Annotated in this window: 19 protein-coding genes; 7 read left to right on the forward strand and 12 right to left on the reverse strand. The window is 42.9% G+C overall.

The genetic code is table 11. From position 1 onward, the window contains the following. Nucleotides 1–641 precede the first annotated feature (641 nt). From V5804_RS07285 to ileS, 3 genes are read right to left on the reverse strand one after another with little or no spacing between them, the layout of a single operon-like run. Nucleotides 642–1,247: a lipoprotein signal peptidase gene (locus V5804_RS07285; RefSeq protein WP_369590720.1), complete on the reverse strand. Its 606-nt coding sequence runs from the start codon at nt 1,245–1,247 to the stop codon at nt 642–644. Next, the gene (locus V5804_RS07290; RefSeq protein ID WP_369590721.1) at nt 1,248–1,640 is read right to left on the reverse strand and encodes a TraR/DksA family transcriptional regulator; all 393 of its coding nucleotides are present in this window, start codon (nt 1,638–1,640) and stop codon (nt 1,248–1,250) included. Further along, nucleotides 1,641–4,988 carry an isoleucine--tRNA ligase gene (gene ileS / locus V5804_RS07295; protein ID WP_369590722.1) on the reverse strand — a complete coding sequence of 1,116 codons (3,348 nt, stop codon included), beginning with the start codon at nt 4,986–4,988 and terminating at the stop codon, nt 1,641–1,643. A 204-nt stretch (nt 4,989–5,192) separates the two neighbouring features. On the opposite strand from ileS, the gene recO reads away from it, so the two are divergent. Next, nucleotides 5,193–5,918, forward strand: coding sequence for a DNA repair protein RecO (recO, locus tag V5804_RS07300; protein WP_369590723.1), 726 nt, complete (start codon nt 5,193–5,195; stop codon nt 5,916–5,918). Nucleotides 5,919–5,953: 35 nt separating this feature from the next. Here the strand turns inward: recO and V5804_RS07305 are convergent, their stop codons facing one another. The 3 genes from V5804_RS07305 to V5804_RS07315 form a co-directional block, all read right to left on the reverse strand. Then, nucleotides 5,954–6,142 (reverse strand): hypothetical protein, encoded by a 189-nt coding sequence (locus V5804_RS07305; protein WP_369590724.1) that lies wholly within the window; start codon nt 6,140–6,142, stop codon nt 5,954–5,956. Nucleotides 6,143–6,241: 99 nt separating this feature from the next. After that, nucleotides 6,242–6,604 (reverse strand): hypothetical protein, encoded by a 363-nt coding sequence (locus tag V5804_RS07310; protein ID WP_369590725.1) that lies wholly within the window; start codon nt 6,602–6,604, stop codon nt 6,242–6,244. Then, nucleotides 6,605–6,796, reverse strand: coding sequence for a hypothetical protein (locus V5804_RS07315; protein ID WP_369590726.1), 192 nt, complete (start codon nt 6,794–6,796; stop codon nt 6,605–6,607). A gap of 210 nt (nt 6,797–7,006) precedes the next feature. Here V5804_RS07315 and V5804_RS07320 point away from each other — a divergent pair, with 210 nt between their 5' ends. Then, the gene (locus V5804_RS07320; RefSeq protein ID WP_369590727.1) at nt 7,007–7,189 is read left to right on the forward strand and encodes a CsbD family protein; all 183 of its coding nucleotides are present in this window, start codon (nt 7,007–7,009) and stop codon (nt 7,187–7,189) included. A 52-nt stretch (nt 7,190–7,241) separates the two neighbouring features. Here V5804_RS07320 and V5804_RS07325 read toward each other — a convergent pair whose 3' ends face one another. Next, entirely contained in the window at nt 7,242–7,799 is a 558-nt protein-coding gene (locus V5804_RS07325; RefSeq protein ID WP_369590728.1) for a Uma2 family endonuclease, read from the reverse strand. A 38-nt stretch (nt 7,800–7,837) separates the two neighbouring features. Between V5804_RS07325 and surE the strand changes: the two genes are divergently transcribed. From surE to V5804_RS07350, 5 genes are all read left to right on the forward strand, one after another. After that, complete coding sequence (gene surE, locus V5804_RS07330; RefSeq protein ID WP_369590729.1) at nt 7,838–8,614, forward strand: 5'/3'-nucleotidase SurE; 777 nt, start codon at nt 7,838–7,840, stop codon at nt 8,612–8,614. A 51-nt stretch (nt 8,615–8,665) separates the two neighbouring features. After that, nucleotides 8,666–8,929 (forward strand): hypothetical protein, encoded by a 264-nt coding sequence (locus tag V5804_RS07335; RefSeq protein ID WP_369590730.1) that lies wholly within the window; start codon nt 8,666–8,668, stop codon nt 8,927–8,929. A 2-nt stretch (nt 8,930–8,931) separates the two neighbouring features. Beyond that, the gene (gene lpxB / locus V5804_RS07340) at nt 8,932–10,047 is read left to right on the forward strand and encodes a lipid-A-disaccharide synthase (RefSeq protein WP_369590731.1); all 1,116 of its coding nucleotides are present in this window, start codon (nt 8,932–8,934) and stop codon (nt 10,045–10,047) included. A 310-nt stretch (nt 10,048–10,357) separates the two neighbouring features. Beyond that, nucleotides 10,358–11,410, forward strand: coding sequence for a family 43 glycosylhydrolase (locus tag V5804_RS07345; RefSeq protein ID WP_369590732.1), 1,053 nt, complete (start codon nt 10,358–10,360; stop codon nt 11,408–11,410). 160 nt (nt 11,411–11,570) lie between these two features. After that, complete coding sequence (locus V5804_RS07350; RefSeq protein ID WP_369590733.1) at nt 11,571–12,677, forward strand: cellulase family glycosylhydrolase; 1,107 nt, start codon at nt 11,571–11,573, stop codon at nt 12,675–12,677. 242 nt (nt 12,678–12,919) lie between these two features. On the opposite strand, the gene V5804_RS07355 is transcribed toward V5804_RS07350, so the two are convergent. The 5 genes from V5804_RS07355 to V5804_RS07375 all read right to left on the reverse strand — a co-directional run bounded on the left by V5804_RS07355 (nt 12,920) and on the right by V5804_RS07375 (nt 17,422). Further along, a complete protein-coding gene (locus V5804_RS07355; RefSeq protein WP_369590734.1) occupies nt 12,920–13,090 on the reverse strand; it encodes a hypothetical protein in 171 nt (56 codons plus the stop codon). A gap of 20 nt (nt 13,091–13,110) precedes the next feature. Beyond that, nucleotides 13,111–13,305, reverse strand: coding sequence for a hypothetical protein (locus V5804_RS07360; RefSeq protein ID WP_369590735.1), 195 nt, complete (start codon nt 13,303–13,305; stop codon nt 13,111–13,113). Between the two features lie 190 nt (nt 13,306–13,495). Further along, on the reverse strand, nt 13,496–14,704 hold the full coding sequence (locus V5804_RS07365; protein ID WP_369590736.1) for an MFS transporter: 1,209 nt from the start codon (nt 14,702–14,704) through the stop codon (nt 13,496–13,498). Nucleotides 14,705–14,829: 125 nt separating this feature from the next. Then, entirely contained in the window at nt 14,830–16,731 is a 1,902-nt protein-coding gene (locus V5804_RS07370; protein ID WP_369590737.1) for a DUF294 nucleotidyltransferase-like domain-containing protein, read from the reverse strand. Further along, complete coding sequence (locus V5804_RS07375; RefSeq protein ID WP_369590738.1) at nt 16,718–17,422, reverse strand: exonuclease domain-containing protein; 705 nt, start codon at nt 17,420–17,422, stop codon at nt 16,718–16,720. Before V5804_RS07375 ends, V5804_RS07370 begins: the two co-directional genes overlap by 14 nt. Between the last annotated feature and the right edge of the window lie 164 nt (nt 17,423–17,586).

Raw genomic sequence — 17,586 nt, forward strand, 5'->3', positions numbered from 1 at the left:
CTTGCCCGAACTTCTCGTCTTTACGCAACAAAGACCTCAGTTCTTCCGATGTATAGTTCTTCACTGTCAATGCCACTTTGCCCATACAGCCAAACTACAACTTTTTTATCTATTTGTAAAAATATATTGAACTTTATATAACGTTCTTTTTGCTTGAACAAAAAGAACCAAAAATTCAAGACAAACCCGATCCCTCCGGGCGTTTTGTCCGGCCTTTCCGCACCTTGGCGCATACCTGCCGCTTCGGAATGTTTGGTCGTTATCTTACGCTTTTAAAATGATATTTTTTCAGATGCTTCTTTTATCGGTATAAATTAGGTGAATAAAAGGAAGTTCCTGTTTTTATTGAATTGTCAGGGCCGTTTGCAGGTAGCCGCCTAGGAGCGTGGGGTTGAATGCCGCCCGGAGGCGATCCGGCATTCTTGATTTTTTGGTTCTTTTTGATCAAGCAAAAAGAACGGACAAGGAAAAAACTAAATTATCGCTTTGAAGAAGATTTCTCCCTTCGGGTCGAAATGACACCATTTTTATGCCGATAAAAGAAGCATGAAGAAATATCAGAAAAACACAAAAAGGCAGTAAGTTATTCCGGCTTCTAAATCTATTTTGAGGGATTCTGAAACAAGTTCAGAATGACAACATCATTCCTCTACAATTTCACTGTTCGGTTGCGGTTCTTCTTTGATATCTTCTTTAAAATACTTCTTTTGGTTCAATAGAATCAGCACCACGCCAACCGAAATTGCGGCATCGGCAATGTTAAAAACCGGACGGAAAAAGATGTATTCTTCTCCGCCCCAAACCGGCACCCACGACGGGAAAACGCCGGTAAGCAGCGGGAAATAAAACATATCCACCACACGGCCTTGAAATATTGGTGCGTAATGATAAATTAAACCGTAAAAAGCCGAATCAATGATATTGCCCAAAGCGCCTGCAAAAATAAGCGCAATGGTGAGGATCAGTCCGCGGTGAAATTTATGCCTAATCAAATAAACCAAGCCGTACGCAATACCCGAAACGGCCAAAATCCGGAAAAGCGTTAAAGCCAGTTTGCCCGCTTCGCCGCCCAGTTCCCAGCCAAAAGCCATCCCGTTGTTTTCGGTGTAATGCAAAAAGCCGCGGTTGCCCAGCAGCTTAATTTCTTCGCCCAAAACCATGTGCGTGCGTACCCAGGTTTTCAAAATCTGGTCGGCCAGCACAATAAACGCAGCAATTAAAAATGGCTTGGTGTAGGTAGATTTCATTTAATACTGTTTCATTTTGGCTTCCATGCTCAAAGTGGTATGCGGCACGGCGCGCAAACGCTCTTTCGGGATCAGTTTTCCGGTTTCGCGGCAAAGGCCGTAAGTGCGGTTTTCGATGCGGCCCAAAGCAGCTTCCAATTGTTCGATAAACTTTTTCTGGCGTGCGGCCAACTGGTTGATCTGCTCTTTTTCCATCGTGGCCGATCCGTCTTCCAAAGTTTTATAAGTCCCGGAAGTATCGTCAGTGCCATGCGAGTTCGGACTGCTTAAAGAAGAAGTAAGTGCGTTGAGTTCTTGTTTTGCTACGCGGAGTTTTTCTAAAATAAGGTCTTTAAATTCTTTTAGTTCAGTATCAGAATATCTGTTTTTTTCGTACGCTTGTTCGTTCTTCATCTATACTTTGGTTATTTCGATCAATATTTCTTCGTCGTTTATCGTTGCTTTTTCGCCTTTGTTAAGCTGCGTATCCAATATCAAATCAACGGCCAGAATTTCGGCGCAAATATAGGATAAATTGTTGCTTACCGCTTCTGCAATGGCCACACCGCCATTTAACTTAACATTAATTTTATCAGTTACCTCGAAACCGCTGCTTTTGCGCAGGTTTTGGATGCGGTTTATCAGTTCGCGGGCAATGCCTTCCTGCTTCAATTCGTCGGTTAAAGCCACATCCAGCGCAACCGTAAGCTTTCCTAAACTTGCAACTTGCCATCCCGGAACATCTTCGGCCGTAATTTCTACATCCGATGAAGTTAGGAGGTGTGAGGTTTGAGGGATCAGGATTTGTCCGTTTTGTTCCAGTTCGGCAATTTGTTCAGGGCTAAATCGGGCAATGGCTTCCGCAACTTGTTTCATATCTTTCCCAACTTTTTTGCCCAAAGCTTTAAAATTCGGTTTGATTTTTTTGCTGATAAAAGAAGCATTGTCCGTAATGTACTCAATATTTTTGATGTTGGTTTCAGACAAGATCAGCTCCTTCACCTGCTCCACCTGCTGCTGGAAATGCGGGTTTAAAATCGGCAGTAAAATTTTGCTCAACGGCTGGCGGACGTTTATTCCAACTTTTTTCCGAAGCGACAACGTTAACGAAGAAATATCCTGCGCCAACTGCATCCGTTCTTCCAGTTCTTTGTCCACCAAATCCAAGTGATAAGCCGGAAAATCCGCCAGATGCACCGATTCTACGTTTTCTTTTTGGGTGATTGAGTTTAAATCTTGAAACAAACGCTCGGCAAAAAACGGTGCAATCGGCGACATTAACTTGGCAATCGTAACCAAACAAGTGTATAAAGTTTGGTAAGCCGAAAGTTTGTCTTCGCTGTAATCGCCTTTCCAAAAACGGCGTCGGCTGAGGCGAACGTACCAGTTGCTGAGGTGCGCATCCACAAAATCCTGGATGGCGCGTGCTGCTTTTGTCGGCTCAAAATCAGCGTAAAAAGCATCCACTTCCTGGCTTAACGTGTTTAATAACGATAAAATCCAGCGGTCAATTTCGGGCCGGTTTTGTCTTTCGATGTCGGCTTCTTCATACTTAAACTGATCAATGTTGGCGTACAAAGCGAAGAACGAATAGGTGTTGTAAAGCGTACCGAAAAACTTGCGGCGCACTTCGTCCAAACCTTCTAAATTGAACTTTAAATTGTCCCAGGGCGAGGCATTGCTGATCATGTACCAACGCGTGGCATCCGGGCCGTATTGCTCCAGAGTTTTAAATGGATCAACAGCGTTGCCCAAACGCTTGCTCATTTTGTTGCCGTTTTTATCCAACACCAAACCATTGGAAACCACGTTTTTATAAGCTACGGAATCCATCAGCATCACGGCGATGGCGTGCAGCGTAAAAAACCAGCCGCGGGTTTGGTCAACACCTTCGGCGATAAAATCTGCCGGAAAAGCGTTTTCAAAAGCTGCTTTATTTTCAAATGGAAAATGATGTTGCGCATAAGGCATCGCGCCGGAATCAAACCAAACATCAATTAAATCCGGTTCGCGGAACATTTTTTTTCCGGTGGAAGAAACCAGGATTACATCATCCACAAACGGACGGTGCAAATCTGTCAACACAAAATTTAGTGGCATAAAAGAAGCATCAATGGATTTTTGGATTTCACTTTTCAGTTCTTCTATCGAACCGATGCAAAGTTCTTCCAAACCATCTTCTGTCCGCCAAATCGGCAACGGCGTTCCCCAATAACGCGAACGGGAAAGGTTCCAATCCACCAAATTTTCCAGCCAGTTGCCAAAACGTCCGGTTCCGGTTGATTCCGGTTTCCAGTTGATGGTTTTGTTCAGTTCCACCATCCGCTCTTTAACCGCTGTGGTTTTGATAAACCAGCTATCTAACGGATAATACAAAATTGGTTTATCGGTGCGCCAGCAATGCGGATAACTATGCTCGTATTTTTTTACGTCGAACGCTTTGTTGTCTTCTTTTAATTTGATGGCGATTAAAACATCAGTCGCTTTAAAATCCGGATTAGCGCGTTCGGCCTCGCTGTAATATTCTTCTTTGACGAACTTTCCGGCAAAATCGGTTACTTCGGCAACAAAGCGGCCTTGTTTGTTCACTAACGGAACTTCTTTGCCGTTTTCATCTTTCACCAAAACCGAAGGAACACCATTTGCACGCGCAACCCGAAAGTCATCCGCACCAAAAATAGAAGCGGTGTGCACAATGCCGGTTCCGTCGTCCGTGGTAACAAAATCACCGGAAATAACGCGGAAAGCGTTTTGCTCCAAGTCTTCGTTGGAAACATAAGGCATCAGTTGGTGATAGCGCAAACCAACCAATTCTGCACCTTTAAATTCAGCCGCAATTTCCCAGGGAATGATTTTATCTCCCGAATTATAATCAGTAAAAGAAGCATGCTCGCCTTCTTTTTTGAAGTATTGATTGATTAAATCCTTGGCCAAAACAACGCTAACGGGAGCGTAAGTGTAAGGATTAAAGGTTTTTATTTTGACGTAATTGATGTTATCGCCAACGGCCAATGCACAATTGGAAGGCAAAGTCCAGGGAGTGGTCGTCCAGGCTAAAATGGCCGTATCTTCTGTTTCTTCCTCAAACAAAACCGGAATTAACGGATGGATTTGGTTTGGAATCAGATGAAACTCCGCCGTAATCGAAGTATCTTTTACGTTGCGATAAGTGCCCGGCTGATTCAATTCGTGCGAACTTAAACCAGTGCCTGCCGCAGGCGAATAAGGCTGCACAGTGTAACCTTTGTACAGAAATCCCTTCTTATAAAACTCCTTTAAAATCCACCAAAGGGTTTCAATGTATTCGTTTTTGTACGTGATGTACGGATCTTCGAGGTCAACCCAATAACCCATTTTTTCGGTCAGGTCGTTCCAAACATCGGTGTAACGCATTACTTCTTTGCGGCACTCGGCGTTGTAATCTTCAATTGAAATCTTTTTGCCGATGTCGTCTTTGGTGATGCCCAACGCTTTTTCAACCGCCAATTCTATCGGCAAACCGTGCGTGTCCCAGCCGCCTTTGCGTTTTACCTGGAAACCTTTTAACGTTTTGTAGCGGCAAAAAATATCTTTGATGGAACGTGCCATCACGTGGTGGATTCCGGGCATTCCGTTGGCCGAAGGCGGGCCTTCATAAAAAGTGTAAGGTTTGCTGGCCGGACGACTGCTGATACTTTTTTCGAAGATGTTGTTCTGCTTCCAAAATTCCAGGACTTCGTTTCCAAGCTCCGGCAGGTTAAGCTGCTTATATTCCTTGTACATCAATGCGTTTACCTTAGATTTTTGAGGTGCAAAAATACGCTTTTTACCGAGATTTTTAATTGGATTATGTAAAACAAATCGGCCGGAATTGCATGGCCAATGCTTCTTTTATCGGCATAAATTTGGTGTTGCTCACTGTTTTTATGCCGATAAAAGAAGCATTCGTTTTTCTGCCGATCAACCAGAATGTTTTAGTTTAGCAGGATGTTACACAAAACGCGCGGCATTGTATTTAAAACGACCGATTACAGCGAAAGCAGCGTGGTGGTGCAAATTTTTACGGAGAAATTCGGGTTGCAGGCTTACCTAATCAACGGCGTTAAAAAACCGAGGGCAAAGATTAGCCGGAACATGCTGCAGCCGCTGCATCTGCTCGAAATGGTGGTTTACCATAAACTGAACGGCAATATTCAGCGTGTTTCCGAATTGAAAAACGCACCGATTTTAACCACCATTCCTTATGATATTGTTAAAAGTTCGCTCGTTATTTTTTTGAACGAGGTGCTTTACAAAGCCGTGCGGCAGGAATCTTCAGACGAAAACCTGTTCAATTTTATTTTTTATTCAATTGAATGGCTGGACCACCAGGAGCACGGACTGGCCAATTTCCATTTGCTGTTTTTAGTGCAGTTAAGTCGGTATCTCGGTTTTCATCCCGAACGAAACGAAGCCGGAACAGCCGCTTATTTTGATTTGAAAGATGGCTTGTTCGTGAAATCAAAACCGGAACACAACTTGTACCTCGCGCCGCCTTACACACAATATTTTAATTTATTGATCGGCCGAAATTTTGAAGATTTGCCTAAAATCCGTTTGCCCAACGATATCCGAAAATATTTGCTGGACCGATTGATTGAATATTACGCACTTCACATTGATAGTTTCGGCCAAATCCATTCGCACGAAGTGCTGGAAGAAGTGCTGGGCTAAAAAAAGCAGTTACTTCAGCTTAACTATTGGCAACATTAAAACACAAAATCCGTTTCCTGCAACTGCTTTAATAGTTGTTCGCAACTTGTTTTATCCGGTGTAAATGTTAATGAACAGGCTTTGCACTTCAATTCGGTTGCAAATAAAATTTGTTCTAAGGGCGTGTAAATAAAGAAGTTGCAGCCTGGGCAATGAGTGCCAAGCTGGTTTAATTTGTTTTCCATGTTGGCTTTGTACGCTAAGCAGCAGCCTGATGTTTTGATATAACGGTGCCGTTTCGCGTATTATTGGTGCCATTGCAAAACCGGTAACTGAATGAACAATTATTCAGTCAAAATTTTATAATGGTCTTCCCCAAGTTTGTCCAACGTGTTTTCGTGTTCCCTGATCTGTGTTTTTAGATGTTCAATTTCTAACAGGTCAACAGTTTCTAATAAATCCTTTTTTCTGCGGGCAATCAATTTGGTGTAATATTTTACACCTCTTTTGTAATTGATTTCTTTTACCAATTGGTTGCCCAAATAAATAATCCCGAAAACAACAATTGGGATTAAGGAGATGATAGTCACACGAAGCGTGTTGTTTTCTATTAAACCGGCAAGAACTTCGAAGAAGGTAGTTAAACCTATTGTTAAAGTAGTGGTTGCGTTTTTTACAGAAATATCCGGTTTAGAAACTGCCTGCATTTACAACTGCATCAGCTTTTCGCTGTCTTCGCGTGTGTAGTTTTTAGAAACAGTAACGCTGCGGTCGCCTTTAACAAAAGTGATGGTATCAGAATGTTTAATTTGCCAAAAGTACAATACGATTACGCGGATACAGGCAATTAAACTTATAACAGCTACAACAATTGCAATATATAAATAAGTGTTGTTCATTTAATTTTCTATTAGGTTATAACAAAGATACTAAAGCTGGATAATCCAAACACAAATAAAGGATGAAAATTATTAATAAAAAACCAAAGCGTGCTCGTTATTCTTTTCAACCTGATGCTTCTTTTACCGCCTCTTTTTAAGTCTCAAAAACCAAAAACCATTTTTCGTGTTACCCCCTTTTATTATCACGATACTTAAACAATTACGATTATGGGACTCGATTTAAAAGGCAACTGGAACCAGTTAAAAGGCAAAGTAAAACAAGCTTACGGCGATTTGACTGACGATGATTTGAAACACGAAGAAGGTAAAGACGACGAACTGTTGGGCAAGCTGCAAACCAAAACCGGCAAAACCCGCGACCAAGTGGTAAGCTGGCTGGAAAGCTTGTAATACTGTTTTTACCGTATAAAATTTAAGGAAGCTTGATTGCAGGTTTCCTTTTTTATTGCTCAAAAAGTTCTTGAAGATTAACCGTAAAACCTTGTAAAATGGTGGAATGAAAAACACCCGGTTGCTTTACTTTTTGATCCAACACAAATATTTCTTCCTTTAAAACATGCACCTCGACCATTTGCTGTATTGGGTCTATGATGATGTATTCCCGAACGCCGTACTTTTCGTACAAATCTTTTTTCTGGCGTAAATCATAATAAGCGTTGGAAGGCGAAAGAATTTCTATTACTAAATCTGGGGTTCCTTCAATTTTATCTTTAACAATTACTGTTTTTTTTTCCTTAGAAAAATAAATCAGGTCTGGCTGAAGAACATTTCCATCATTAAAATAAATATCAAGGGGCGCAGCCGAGGCGTAACCTTTATTTTTTGTTGCTTTTAAATAATTGTTTAATAAGGTGGACAGTTCAAAGGATATGCTTTGGTGATAAGGGTTAGGCGAAGGAGACATAATCAAATCATAATTTATCAACTGAAAGGGCGCACCTTCTTCCAAAAGCATGTAATCCTTAACCGTGTATTTGTTTTTCGTTTCGGTAGTCTGCATCTATCAAATATAAAAAATCTTATTTATAATTTCGCGGCATGGCAGCAGCAGCAAAACCGACAATTTTAGTGGTGAACGACGATGGCATTACCGCGCCAGGAATAAAAGCATTGATCGAAGTGATGCAGGAACTTGGCAACGTGGTGGTGGTTGCGCCAGACAGCCCGCAATCCGGGATGGGGCACGCCATCACCATCGGCAAACCCTTACGCTTGGATAAAGTGGATTTGTACGAAGGCGTGGAAATGTACAAATGCTCCGGCACGCCGGTTGATTGTGTGAAGCTGGCCGTAAACGTGGTTTTTAAAGGTAAAAAACCGGATTTGTGTGTTTCCGGCATCAACCACGGCTTGAATAATTCCATCAATGTGTTGTATTCCGGAACGATGTCGGCAGCGGTAGAAGGCGCCATCGAAAGCATTCCTTCCATCGGTTTTTCGTTGGACGATTTTACGTTGGAAGCTGATTTTTCTCCCGCAAAAAAGTACATCAAACAAATTGCGGAGCAGGTTTTGAACCATGGTTTGCCGCAAGCTACGCTGCTCAACGTCAATTTCCCCAATACCAAAGAACTTAAAGGCATTAAAATTTGTCGGCAGGCAAACGCCAAATGGGCCGAAGAATTTGACGAGCGTTTAGACCCGCACAAACGCAAATATTACTGGCTCACCGGTGTTTTCCAGGTAAACGACCACGGAGAAGATACCGATGTTTGGGCGTTGGAACATCAGTATGTTTCGGTCGTTCCCGTTCAGTTTGATATGACGGCGCACCACGTCATCGGCCTTTTAAACAACTGGAATTTTCAGGAATAAATGTTAACCCAACTCCTTCAACTTCATTGATTTTTCTTGTAATTTTGGTTGATGCAGGTAAAAAATAATGTGGTCGTTGGGATGTTGCTTGGGCTGATATTGCCTTTATTGGCCTGGGTTTTTTCGGAAGTGTTTTTCCGGCGGGAAATTATTGCGGACAAACCCGGAGTTCCGTACCTCATCGCGGTCGCCATCAACTTAATTCTGCTCAAACAAATTTATAAAGCCAATGCCGAAAAGGCCGGAATTGGTTTGCTCATCGTTACTTTTACGGTCGTAATCTTAACTTTTGTGTTCAAAATCAAGCTTCATTAACGATGAAATATTATTTAATTGCGGGCGAAGCTTCGGGAGATTTGCATGGCGCGAATTTGATGGCGGCTTTAAAAGAAAGAGATCCGCAGGCAAAGTTCCGGTATTTTGGCGGGGATTTGATGCAGGCCGAAGGCGGGACGCTGGTAAAACATTATGCCGAAATGGCTTATATGGGTTTTGTGGAAGTCGCGCTCAACCTCCGCAAAATCCTGAAAAACATGAAAAGCTGCAAAGAAGATATTGCAGCTTGGAAACCGGATGTGGTTATCCCGGTTGATTTTCCGGGCTTCAACCTAAAAATTGCGACTTTTTGTAAGGAAAATGGCTTTAAGGTTTTTTACTATATTTCGCCAAAAGTTTGGGCCTGGAACCAGAAACGGGTTTTGAATATCAAAAAGGTGGTTGATAAAATGTTTTGTATTTTGCCTTTTGAAGTTGATTTTTACCAATCGTGGGACATGAAAGTGGATTACATCGGCAACCCGCTGCTGGATGCTGTTTTTAGCCACCAAAAAAATGAGTCGTTCCTCGCCCAAAATAACCTCGGCCAAAAGCCAATTGTGGCGCTTTTGCCCGGCAGCCGCAAGCAGGAACTGAAAGGGATTTTGCCCGAAATGCTGGCCATTGCGGATCAGTTTCCGGATTATCAGTTTGTCATCGCCGGTGCGCCTTCATTCAACCAAAACCATTATGCTTCTTTTACCGGCCAAAAATTGGTGCCGGTCATCTTCAACCAAACGTATGATTTGCTGGAACATGCACACGCCGCTTTGGTTGCTTCGGGCACGGCAACTTTGGAAACGGCTTTGTTCCATGTGCCGCAAGTGGTGCTTTACAAAGGGAATTTTATCACGATTGCGATTGCGCGGTTACTGATCAAAATCCGTTTTATTTCGCTGGTAAATTTAATTATGGACCGGGAGATTGTGAAAGAACTGATCCAGCAGGATTGCACACTGGAAAAAATCAGCGCGGAGTTAAACCGGTTATTGAATGACCAGACTTATCGCCAAACCATGCTGGATAATTACAACTTGCTGGACGAAAAAATGGGCGAACCAGGCGCATCGGCAAAAACGGCTGAACTGATGATCGGGTATTTAAGAAAAGGGTGCTAAAAGAAGTATTGTTACCAATGAATTTGTGTTTAAACTTATTTCTGGCTACTTCTTTTATCGGGCAAAAAACAAAGTCATCCCCCTAACCCCCTTCAAAGGGGGAAAAGGGCCAGGGCGCATATCTTTCCATCTCCGAATTTCTAAACTTTAGAAAGGTAGGCGATAGGCTTCCCCCTTTGAAGGGGGTTAGGGGGATGAGTTGATTGTCATTGTAAATAGTCTTATTCTTACAAAAACAAAAGTTTAAATAAGTTTAATGCTTCTTTTACCACCTAAAATTATGTATTGCTGATTTCAACTTGATCCCGTTATGAAAAAAAATCTCCTTCTTGTTTTGGCTTTGCTTTTTTTGGCGAGGCTTTCTTTTGCCCAAAACCAAACTTTTACCAATCCGTTGCTGCCTTCCGGTGCCGATCCGTACAGCTTTTACAAAGACGGTTTTTATTATTACACCAATACTTTAGGCGATAATTTGATGTTGTGGAAAACCAAAAACCTGGCCGACCTGAAAAACGCCGAACACAAAGTGATTTGGACACCGCCTGCCGGAACTGCTTATTCCAGAGAGGTTTGGGCACCCGAATTTCATTTTATCAAAGGCAAATGGTATGCTTATTTTGCTGCGGACGACGGCGACAATAACCACCACCGCACGTATGTTTTGGAAAATGCTTCTGCCGACCCGTTTGCAGGCGAATGGGTTTTTAAAGGGAAAGTAGCCGCACGTTCGGCCGATAAATGGGCCATAGACAGTGATGTTTTTGAGCAGAAAGGCAAGTTGTACATGGTTTGGGCAGGCTGGGCAGGCGATGTGAACGGCCGCCAGAATATCTACATCGCCAAAATGAAAAACCCCTGGACGATAAAGGGAAAACGTACTTTGATCTCGACACCAACCTATCCGTGGGAGCGGAATGGCGACTTGCACGATGCCAACAACCCGGCGCATGTGGACGTGAACGAAGGCCCGCAATTTTTGCAACATGGAAACAAAATTTTTGTGGTTTACTCGGCAAGCGGCTGCTGGACAGATTTTTATGCTTTGGGCATGCTAACGGCTTCGGCAAACAGTAATTTGCGCCGTGCCTCTTCGTGGACAAAATCTGCACAACCGGTTTTTAAGCAATCTCCGGAAAACGGGGTTTATGCGCCCGGCCACAATTCGTTTTTTAAATCGCCGGACGGAACGGAAGACTGGATTTTATACCACGCCAACTCGCAACCGGGACAAGGCTGCGGGCGGGAACGGTCGCCCCGTGCGCAAAAATTTACCTGGAACGAAGATGGCACGCCAAATTTTGGCGAGCCGGTAAAAGCAGGTGTGCCGATTACCATTCCTTCAGACAAAAACCAAAACCCGTAAACCGGCTGTTAAAATCAAACCAAAAAAGAGGTGATAAAAACAGTATTGGATTTGAAATAGTGTTTATATTTGTTTATCCGAAAGCTACAGGTTATCAGCCTTCTACCAGAATCAAAACTTATCATACTTCTTTTACCAGGTAAAAATCAAGCATTTCAAGATGATGAAGTTGGTCAACTGTTATTTGTCAGGATTGCTTTTCGTTGTCCTGCTTACTGTTTCGTGTGGTAAAAAAACAGATGTTGTTGTTGACAAAGGCAACAGCACTGTAACGGCAAGTGTTTGGACGAAAGAAAAAGCAAACACTTGGTACGCAAACCATAAGTGGCTTTCCGGCGCGGACTATATCCCTGCAACGGCAGTTAACCAATTGGAAATGTGGCAGGCCGATACCTTCGACCCAAAAACCATTGACAAAGAATTAGGCTGGGCAGAAGGGATTGGCTTTAATACTATGCGGGTTTTTTTGCACAGCCTGGCCTGGAAGCAAGACCCGGAAGGCTTTAAAAAACGGGTAAATCAGTTTCTGACAATTTCGGCACAGCACCACATTCAGCCTGTTTTTGTTTTTTTTGATGATTGCTGGAACACAACGCCACAAATTGGCAAACAACCGGCACCGAAAACAGGCATCCATAATTCGGGCTGGCTGCAAGACCCCGGCCAGCCTGCATCGGCAGACAGCAGCAATTTCCCCGGATTGGAAAAATATGTAAAAGCTATGCTTACTTCTTTTGCGCATGACAACCGGATTTTGATGTGGGATTTGTACAACGAGCCGGGAAATTCCAACAAAGGCGAAACTTCGCTTCCGCTGCTTAGCCAGGTTTTTGTGTGGGCAAGAGAAGTAAATCCCGACCAGCCAATAACGGCAGGTGTTTGGGCCTGGAATTTTGATAAACTAAACCAGTTTCAAACCTCGCATTCGGACATCATCACTTACCATGATTACGAAGAACCGGCGCAGCATTTGAAGATTATCCAACAATTGAAAACTTATGGCAGGCCGCTCATTTGTACAGAATATATGGCCCGTACACTCAACAGCCGTTTTAGTAACATTATGCCGATGCTAAAAGCCGAAAATGTTGGCGCAATAAATTGGGGCTTTGTATCCGGCAAAACCAACACGATTTACGCCTGGAGCACGCCAATGCCAAACGGCGGAGAACCGATAGAATGGTTCCATGATATTTTTAGGGGAGACGGAACGCCGTACAAACAGGATGAAGTGGATCTGATCAAGAAGCTGAACGGTATCAATTAAGGGCTTGTTTAAGTTTTGTTTTATTTATTTCCCATGCTTCTTTTACCGCATAAAAATTGGTGAACATTGGTTTTTGGTTTATGAAAATTGATACCAGCGCCAATTTTTATAGGGTAAAAGAAGCATCGTTGTTTTTTTTATACAGATTCAAAAGGCCCTGATTATTGGGCTAAAAAACCAAATCCAAAAAAAAAGCCGCACTTAAATTAATAAGTACAGCTTTTTTTGTAGTAGCTCTATTTTTAGGCGATGGACAATTGTTGTTCTCCTTCGTTCGTGCTTATGCGGTTTATCTTTTTTGCGATGGCTTTGCTGGCTACGCGCATTACTTTTAAATCGGTCATCAAAAGGTTTCTTAGTTCTTTGTCAAAACTTTTGATCATTTTATTAACGGAGTCGGTATTTGTTTTCATGTTTAAAATATTTTAATGCTTTATTTTTTGGTTGATTTTTTTGGTTTATCAATATGGTCTTTTTCAGTTAAATTGTTTTTTCTCCGTTTTGCTTCGGTAACCTGTCTCGTAAATTGTTCTTCGTCTCTGCTATCGGCTGGTTTTTCCGGGTTTAACGGATCGGCCCAGTCTTTTTCTTCAGAACTTTCATCGGGAATGCTGTTTTCAGTAGTCATATTTCCGTTATTCTTGTTGAACGTCTTTCCAAGATTATGCCAGGCATTTGCTTGTTGCTTAAATTTTAAAACTTTAATTGCTTTAAATATAGACTATTGAAAACTAACCGGTAAACAAGTCATCTGCAAACGCTAAAACAGTATTTCTATTAAAAACAGCAGTAAGCAAGTTTTAAAAGCTGTTCAGAATTCAATCCAATTTTAGGTTTAACCGTACAGTTTTACGGTAGGAGAGGTGTACAAGTTCGGCAGCAACAGACAAAACAATGCCGATAACCGTTACGCCTTGCCAATGCCAAGTGTTCCAAACACGGCTGGCCAAAAATGTGCCCGTTGCGCCGCCCAAAAAGTAAGTAACCATGTAAACCGTGTTCAACCGGTTTCGGGCTTCCTGGGAAAGGGAAAAAATCGTTGTCTGGTTAGAAATGTGCGTTGCTTGTACGCCCAAATCAAGCAAGATCACACCAATGATTAAACCGGCTAGACTGCTTCCCGAAAAAAAGAACACCACAAACGAAACAATGACCAGCAAAATCGAAAAAGTGGTAACGGTGTAAGGGTTTGTTTTATCGCTGATCCTTCCCATCAAAGCCGCGCCCAAAGCACCAAAAGCACCCACCAAACCAAATAAACCTGCTGCCTCACTGCCTAAATTAAATTGTGGTTCGCGCAGCAGGAAGATCAAAGTTGTCCAGAATGCGCCAAAGCAGGCATAACACAGCGCGCCACGCAAAGCGGCCAGCCGCAATAACGGTTCGGTTTGGATTAAAGTGATCAATGAGCGCATCAAACCGCCGTAGTTTCCATTGTATTGCGGCTCAATCTCCGGGAACAAAAAGTAAATTATGGCCCATAAAAGAAGCATCAGCACGGCGGCAATCATAAACATGACATGCCAGCCAAAACGTTCGCCCACAAAACCGCTGATGGTGCGCGAAAGTAAAATACCGATCAGCAAACCGCTCATTACAAAACCTACCGTTTTTCCCCTTTCTTCAGGTTTGGAAAGATGAACCGCCATTGGGATAATCAGTTGCGGCACGATAGAAGTAAAGCCGATCAAAAAACTGGCCAGCAGCATTATTGGGAAAGTTGGTGCAAAAGCCGCCAGCAGCAAAGCCAAAACGATCAGGCCAAAATCTACCATGATCAGCCTTTTCCGTTTCAGCATATCGCCCAAAGGAATCAAAAACAACATACCAAAAGCGTAGCCCATTTGCGTAAGCGTGGCAATGTTGCCGGCGGCGCCATTGCTCACATGGTAAGTTTTTGCAATATCTTCCAGCAGCGGTTGCGCATAATAAATGTTGGCCACAACCAAACCCGTCGCAATCGTCATCACCCATAAAGTCAGTTTGCTGATGCCGGTATTTGCTTGGGCAATGTTAGAAGAGTTCATGGCAGGTTAACAATTATCCGCCTTGAAGTTTTTTGGGAAAGCTGTTGCAGCGAAAAAGGCTCACCAATTTTATGCCGGTAAAAGAAGTATTGGCTTTTGGTTGAAGTTGAATAACAGCAGCAGTTTTACCCCAACAACCGATTGGTAAACCGAACCCGGATACCCAATTGGAAATTCTTAATGATCTTGAAAATCTCTTTTAAAGTGGCTTCTTCAATCGTGGTTAAATTGCTGATTTGGATATAATTGTTGGGTTCTGATTTTTGGTGGATGATTTGGTTGGCCTGGTTTTTCAAGCGCATGCTCATCAAAAAATAGTAGGATTGCAGCAGCTCGTTCAATTCGGTTGCTGTGAAAACACCTTTTTCGTGCAAGGCTTTTAAACGTTCACCGGTGTTGACATCGAAAATGCGGTTTTTTAAAGCATAGATGCGAACCAGGTCAACAATCGGTGTCATCGCTTTTTTAATGTCAAAAACTTCCAAATTATCGCGTGTTATCGTCCGGATGTTTCGGAAAAAAGTAAGCGGCGGTTCGTACTGCAAAGCGTTGTTGGCCATATGGAAGAAAACTTTTTCCATCGGTTTTTTCAAAGCTTCATCTAAAAACGATTTCAGATCGTTCATAATCGTGATATCACCGTAAATAAAACGGCAATCAAAAAAAGTAGAAAAATTGATGATCGTTTCCGGCACGGATTCTTCCATCCACTCGGTGTAATTCCGTTTCCAATGCGATAAAGAATGCGTCCATTTCGGGTTTTTCGCCATAAAACCGCCGGTGCAAAAACTAAAACCGATGCTGTTTAAACGTTCCGAAACAATATCGGCAAATGTTAAAAAATATTCGCGCACCAGTTCGCGGTGCTCGTTGGCTTTGTCTTCGTACACAATCGCATTGTCCTGGTCGGTTTTTAAGGTTTGTTCTTTTCGGCCTTCGCTTCCCAAAGCCATAAAAACAAATTTTGCCGGCGGTTCGCCCAATTCGGATATGACCGATTCGATCACTTTCAGCGCAATCGTATCTGCAATGGTGGTGATGACCTGGTTTACAATTTCTGCGTTTACACCGCGATCCAGCAGTTGCATCACAAACATCGGCACGCGCTGCCATTTTTGTTTTAACTCCTTAACCGATACGGCAGATTTTACCGACTGGATAAAAACCAGCGGCGATTGCGCCTGGTCGCTCAGTAGTTTGTTCCGGCTTAAAAAACCGATGTATTTTCCGTTTTCCTCCGTCAGCAAATAACGCGTTTGGGTACGGAACATCATCAAAATAGCTTCATAAACAAAAGCATGTGCATTGATGGACAGGATTGGGTTGTCCATTACTTCCCGGATTGGCGTTGCGGCATCAACCTGTTTGGCCACCACATTGTCGCGGATGGTGATATCGGTAACATAACCAACAATCTTTTCCTGATCGGTAACAAAAAGACAACTCACTTTTGCCTGTGCCATTTGCGCCGCTGCCAGATAAGCCGGTGTATCGGCGGGGCAGGAAACGATGGCGCGTTGCTCGATATCAATGATTTTTTTGGAATAGAGTTGATCGGAAGCGATATGCGTTTCGGCAAAAGCAGCCGGGTTTTTAAAAAAGTTGGCAAACTCTTCGTTCATCATCCTTCGGCCAAAATCAATGGTGAAGAATTGGAAAAAATCATCAAAAGCCAGGCAAAGCGATTTAAAGGTTTTACGCGGAAGGAAATAAACCACCGTTCCTTCTTTTGCAATTACCGTCCGTAAAGAGCGGTTTCGGTTGAGCAGGATGGACTGGCCGCCAAAACAAAAACCTTCCCGGTGGTTCTCAACCAGCCGCCGGTTGTGGGTGTTATCGTAAAAAAAGGATTCGTATTCGCCGGCAACAATCAAATCCACACCTTTCATTTTGGTAATTTCCTGCTGGTAAACCACCGTTTCTTTGTCGTAAGTTACCTTTTGCAGTTGCTGCGCGGTACTGGCCAAAGTTTCGGCAGGCAACACATTAAAAGGCGCGGTTTTTTGCAGAAATTCAAGTGGTTCCACGGTAGGTAATTAAAATGATGAGTATTAAAACGATCAAAATCACCAAAGCCCAGCCAATAAAACGGTTGATAGGCGGCTCGTAATGTTTCAGCGATTGCTGTTTTAAAATGTATTCGTCGTCTATTTCGCCTCTTTTGTTCAGTTCAAAAAAACATTCAGAAGTGGCTTTGGCATCTACCAAAGCATTGTGCTGGTGCAGCAAAGGCTGGTTAAACAACCATTCGTACAGATCGCCCAAACGCAAATATTTGCTTTGCGGGCTGCGCGCCAATTGCTTCGTTGCCAGCATGGTGCAAAACATTTTGGCATTAACGGCAGGGTTTTCTACGCCCGAACGAAAGAAATCGGCACTGATGACGTGGTAATCCAGCTCCATAAAATGGCCGACAAGCAAAGGCTGATAGTTTAAAATATCCTGCGCCAGCAACTGCATCACCTGGTGGCGCGGCTGGCCGTGTTCGTTCAAAAACTCACGTGTAATGCCATGGATTTTTAGGGCGTCAGGCGTGATTTTAAAATCGTCGTCTTTGATGTAATGGTCTTCCTGCTTGATCAAATTGCCTTGAGGGTTATAAACCAGCCACGAAACCTGGACAGAAAACGGCCAGTTGTTGACTTTAGAATAAGGGGCGTTCCATTTTTTAGGCAGGCCGGAAGCTTCGGTATCAATAAAAAGCAGGTTATCTGTCACAACAAAAAATCAATCTCATCAGGTAATTCTAATTGGCGTTTTAAAATTACGAGGATTTATCCAAATAGAAAATATACCGGTAAAAACAGTATGCGCATTTACGGCTGAACCCCGGCAAAATACAAAAGCAGCTTTTTGCAGAAAAAACTTCTGCAAAAAGCTGC

This window comes from Mucilaginibacter sp., from assembly GCF_041088075.1.
Classification (GTDB): Bacteria; Bacteroidota; Bacteroidia; order Sphingobacteriales; family Sphingobacteriaceae; genus Mucilaginibacter_A.

Excerpts from the sequence above, each read along its gene's own strand:
- V5804_RS07285 (WP_369590720.1), bottom strand. The coding sequence starts at position 1,247 with ATGAAATCTACCTACACCAAGCCATTTTTAATTGCTGCGTTTATTGTG.
- V5804_RS07290 (WP_369590721.1), bottom strand. The coding sequence starts at position 1,640 with ATGAAGAACGAACAAGCGTACGAAAAAAACAGATATTCTGATACTGAA.
- ileS (WP_369590722.1), bottom strand. The coding sequence starts at position 4,988 with ATGTACAAGGAATATAAGCAGCTTAACCTGCCGGAGCTTGGAAACGAA.
- recO (WP_369590723.1), top strand. The coding sequence starts at position 5,193 with ATGTTACACAAAACGCGCGGCATTGTATTTAAAACGACCGATTACAGC.
- V5804_RS07305 (WP_369590724.1), bottom strand. The coding sequence starts at position 6,142 with ATGGAAAACAAATTAAACCAGCTTGGCACTCATTGCCCAGGCTGCAAC.
- V5804_RS07310 (WP_369590725.1), bottom strand. The coding sequence starts at position 6,604 with ATGCAGGCAGTTTCTAAACCGGATATTTCTGTAAAAAACGCAACCACT.
- V5804_RS07315 (WP_369590726.1), bottom strand. The coding sequence starts at position 6,796 with ATGAACAACACTTATTTATATATTGCAATTGTTGTAGCTGTTATAAGT.
- V5804_RS07320 (WP_369590727.1), top strand. The coding sequence starts at position 7,007 with ATGGGACTCGATTTAAAAGGCAACTGGAACCAGTTAAAAGGCAAAGTA.
- V5804_RS07325 (WP_369590728.1), bottom strand. The coding sequence starts at position 7,799 with ATGCAGACTACCGAAACGAAAAACAAATACACGGTTAAGGATTACATG.
- surE (WP_369590729.1), top strand. The coding sequence starts at position 7,838 with ATGGCAGCAGCAGCAAAACCGACAATTTTAGTGGTGAACGACGATGGC.
- V5804_RS07335 (WP_369590730.1), top strand. The coding sequence starts at position 8,666 with ATGCAGGTAAAAAATAATGTGGTCGTTGGGATGTTGCTTGGGCTGATA.
- lpxB (WP_369590731.1), top strand. The coding sequence starts at position 8,932 with ATGAAATATTATTTAATTGCGGGCGAAGCTTCGGGAGATTTGCATGGC.
- V5804_RS07345 (WP_369590732.1), top strand. The coding sequence starts at position 10,358 with ATGAAAAAAAATCTCCTTCTTGTTTTGGCTTTGCTTTTTTTGGCGAGG.
- V5804_RS07350 (WP_369590733.1), top strand. The coding sequence starts at position 11,571 with ATGATGAAGTTGGTCAACTGTTATTTGTCAGGATTGCTTTTCGTTGTC.
- V5804_RS07355 (WP_369590734.1), bottom strand. The coding sequence starts at position 13,090 with ATGAAAACAAATACCGACTCCGTTAATAAAATGATCAAAAGTTTTGAC.
- V5804_RS07360 (WP_369590735.1), bottom strand. The coding sequence starts at position 13,305 with ATGACTACTGAAAACAGCATTCCCGATGAAAGTTCTGAAGAAAAAGAC.
- V5804_RS07365 (WP_369590736.1), bottom strand. The coding sequence starts at position 14,704 with ATGAACTCTTCTAACATTGCCCAAGCAAATACCGGCATCAGCAAACTG.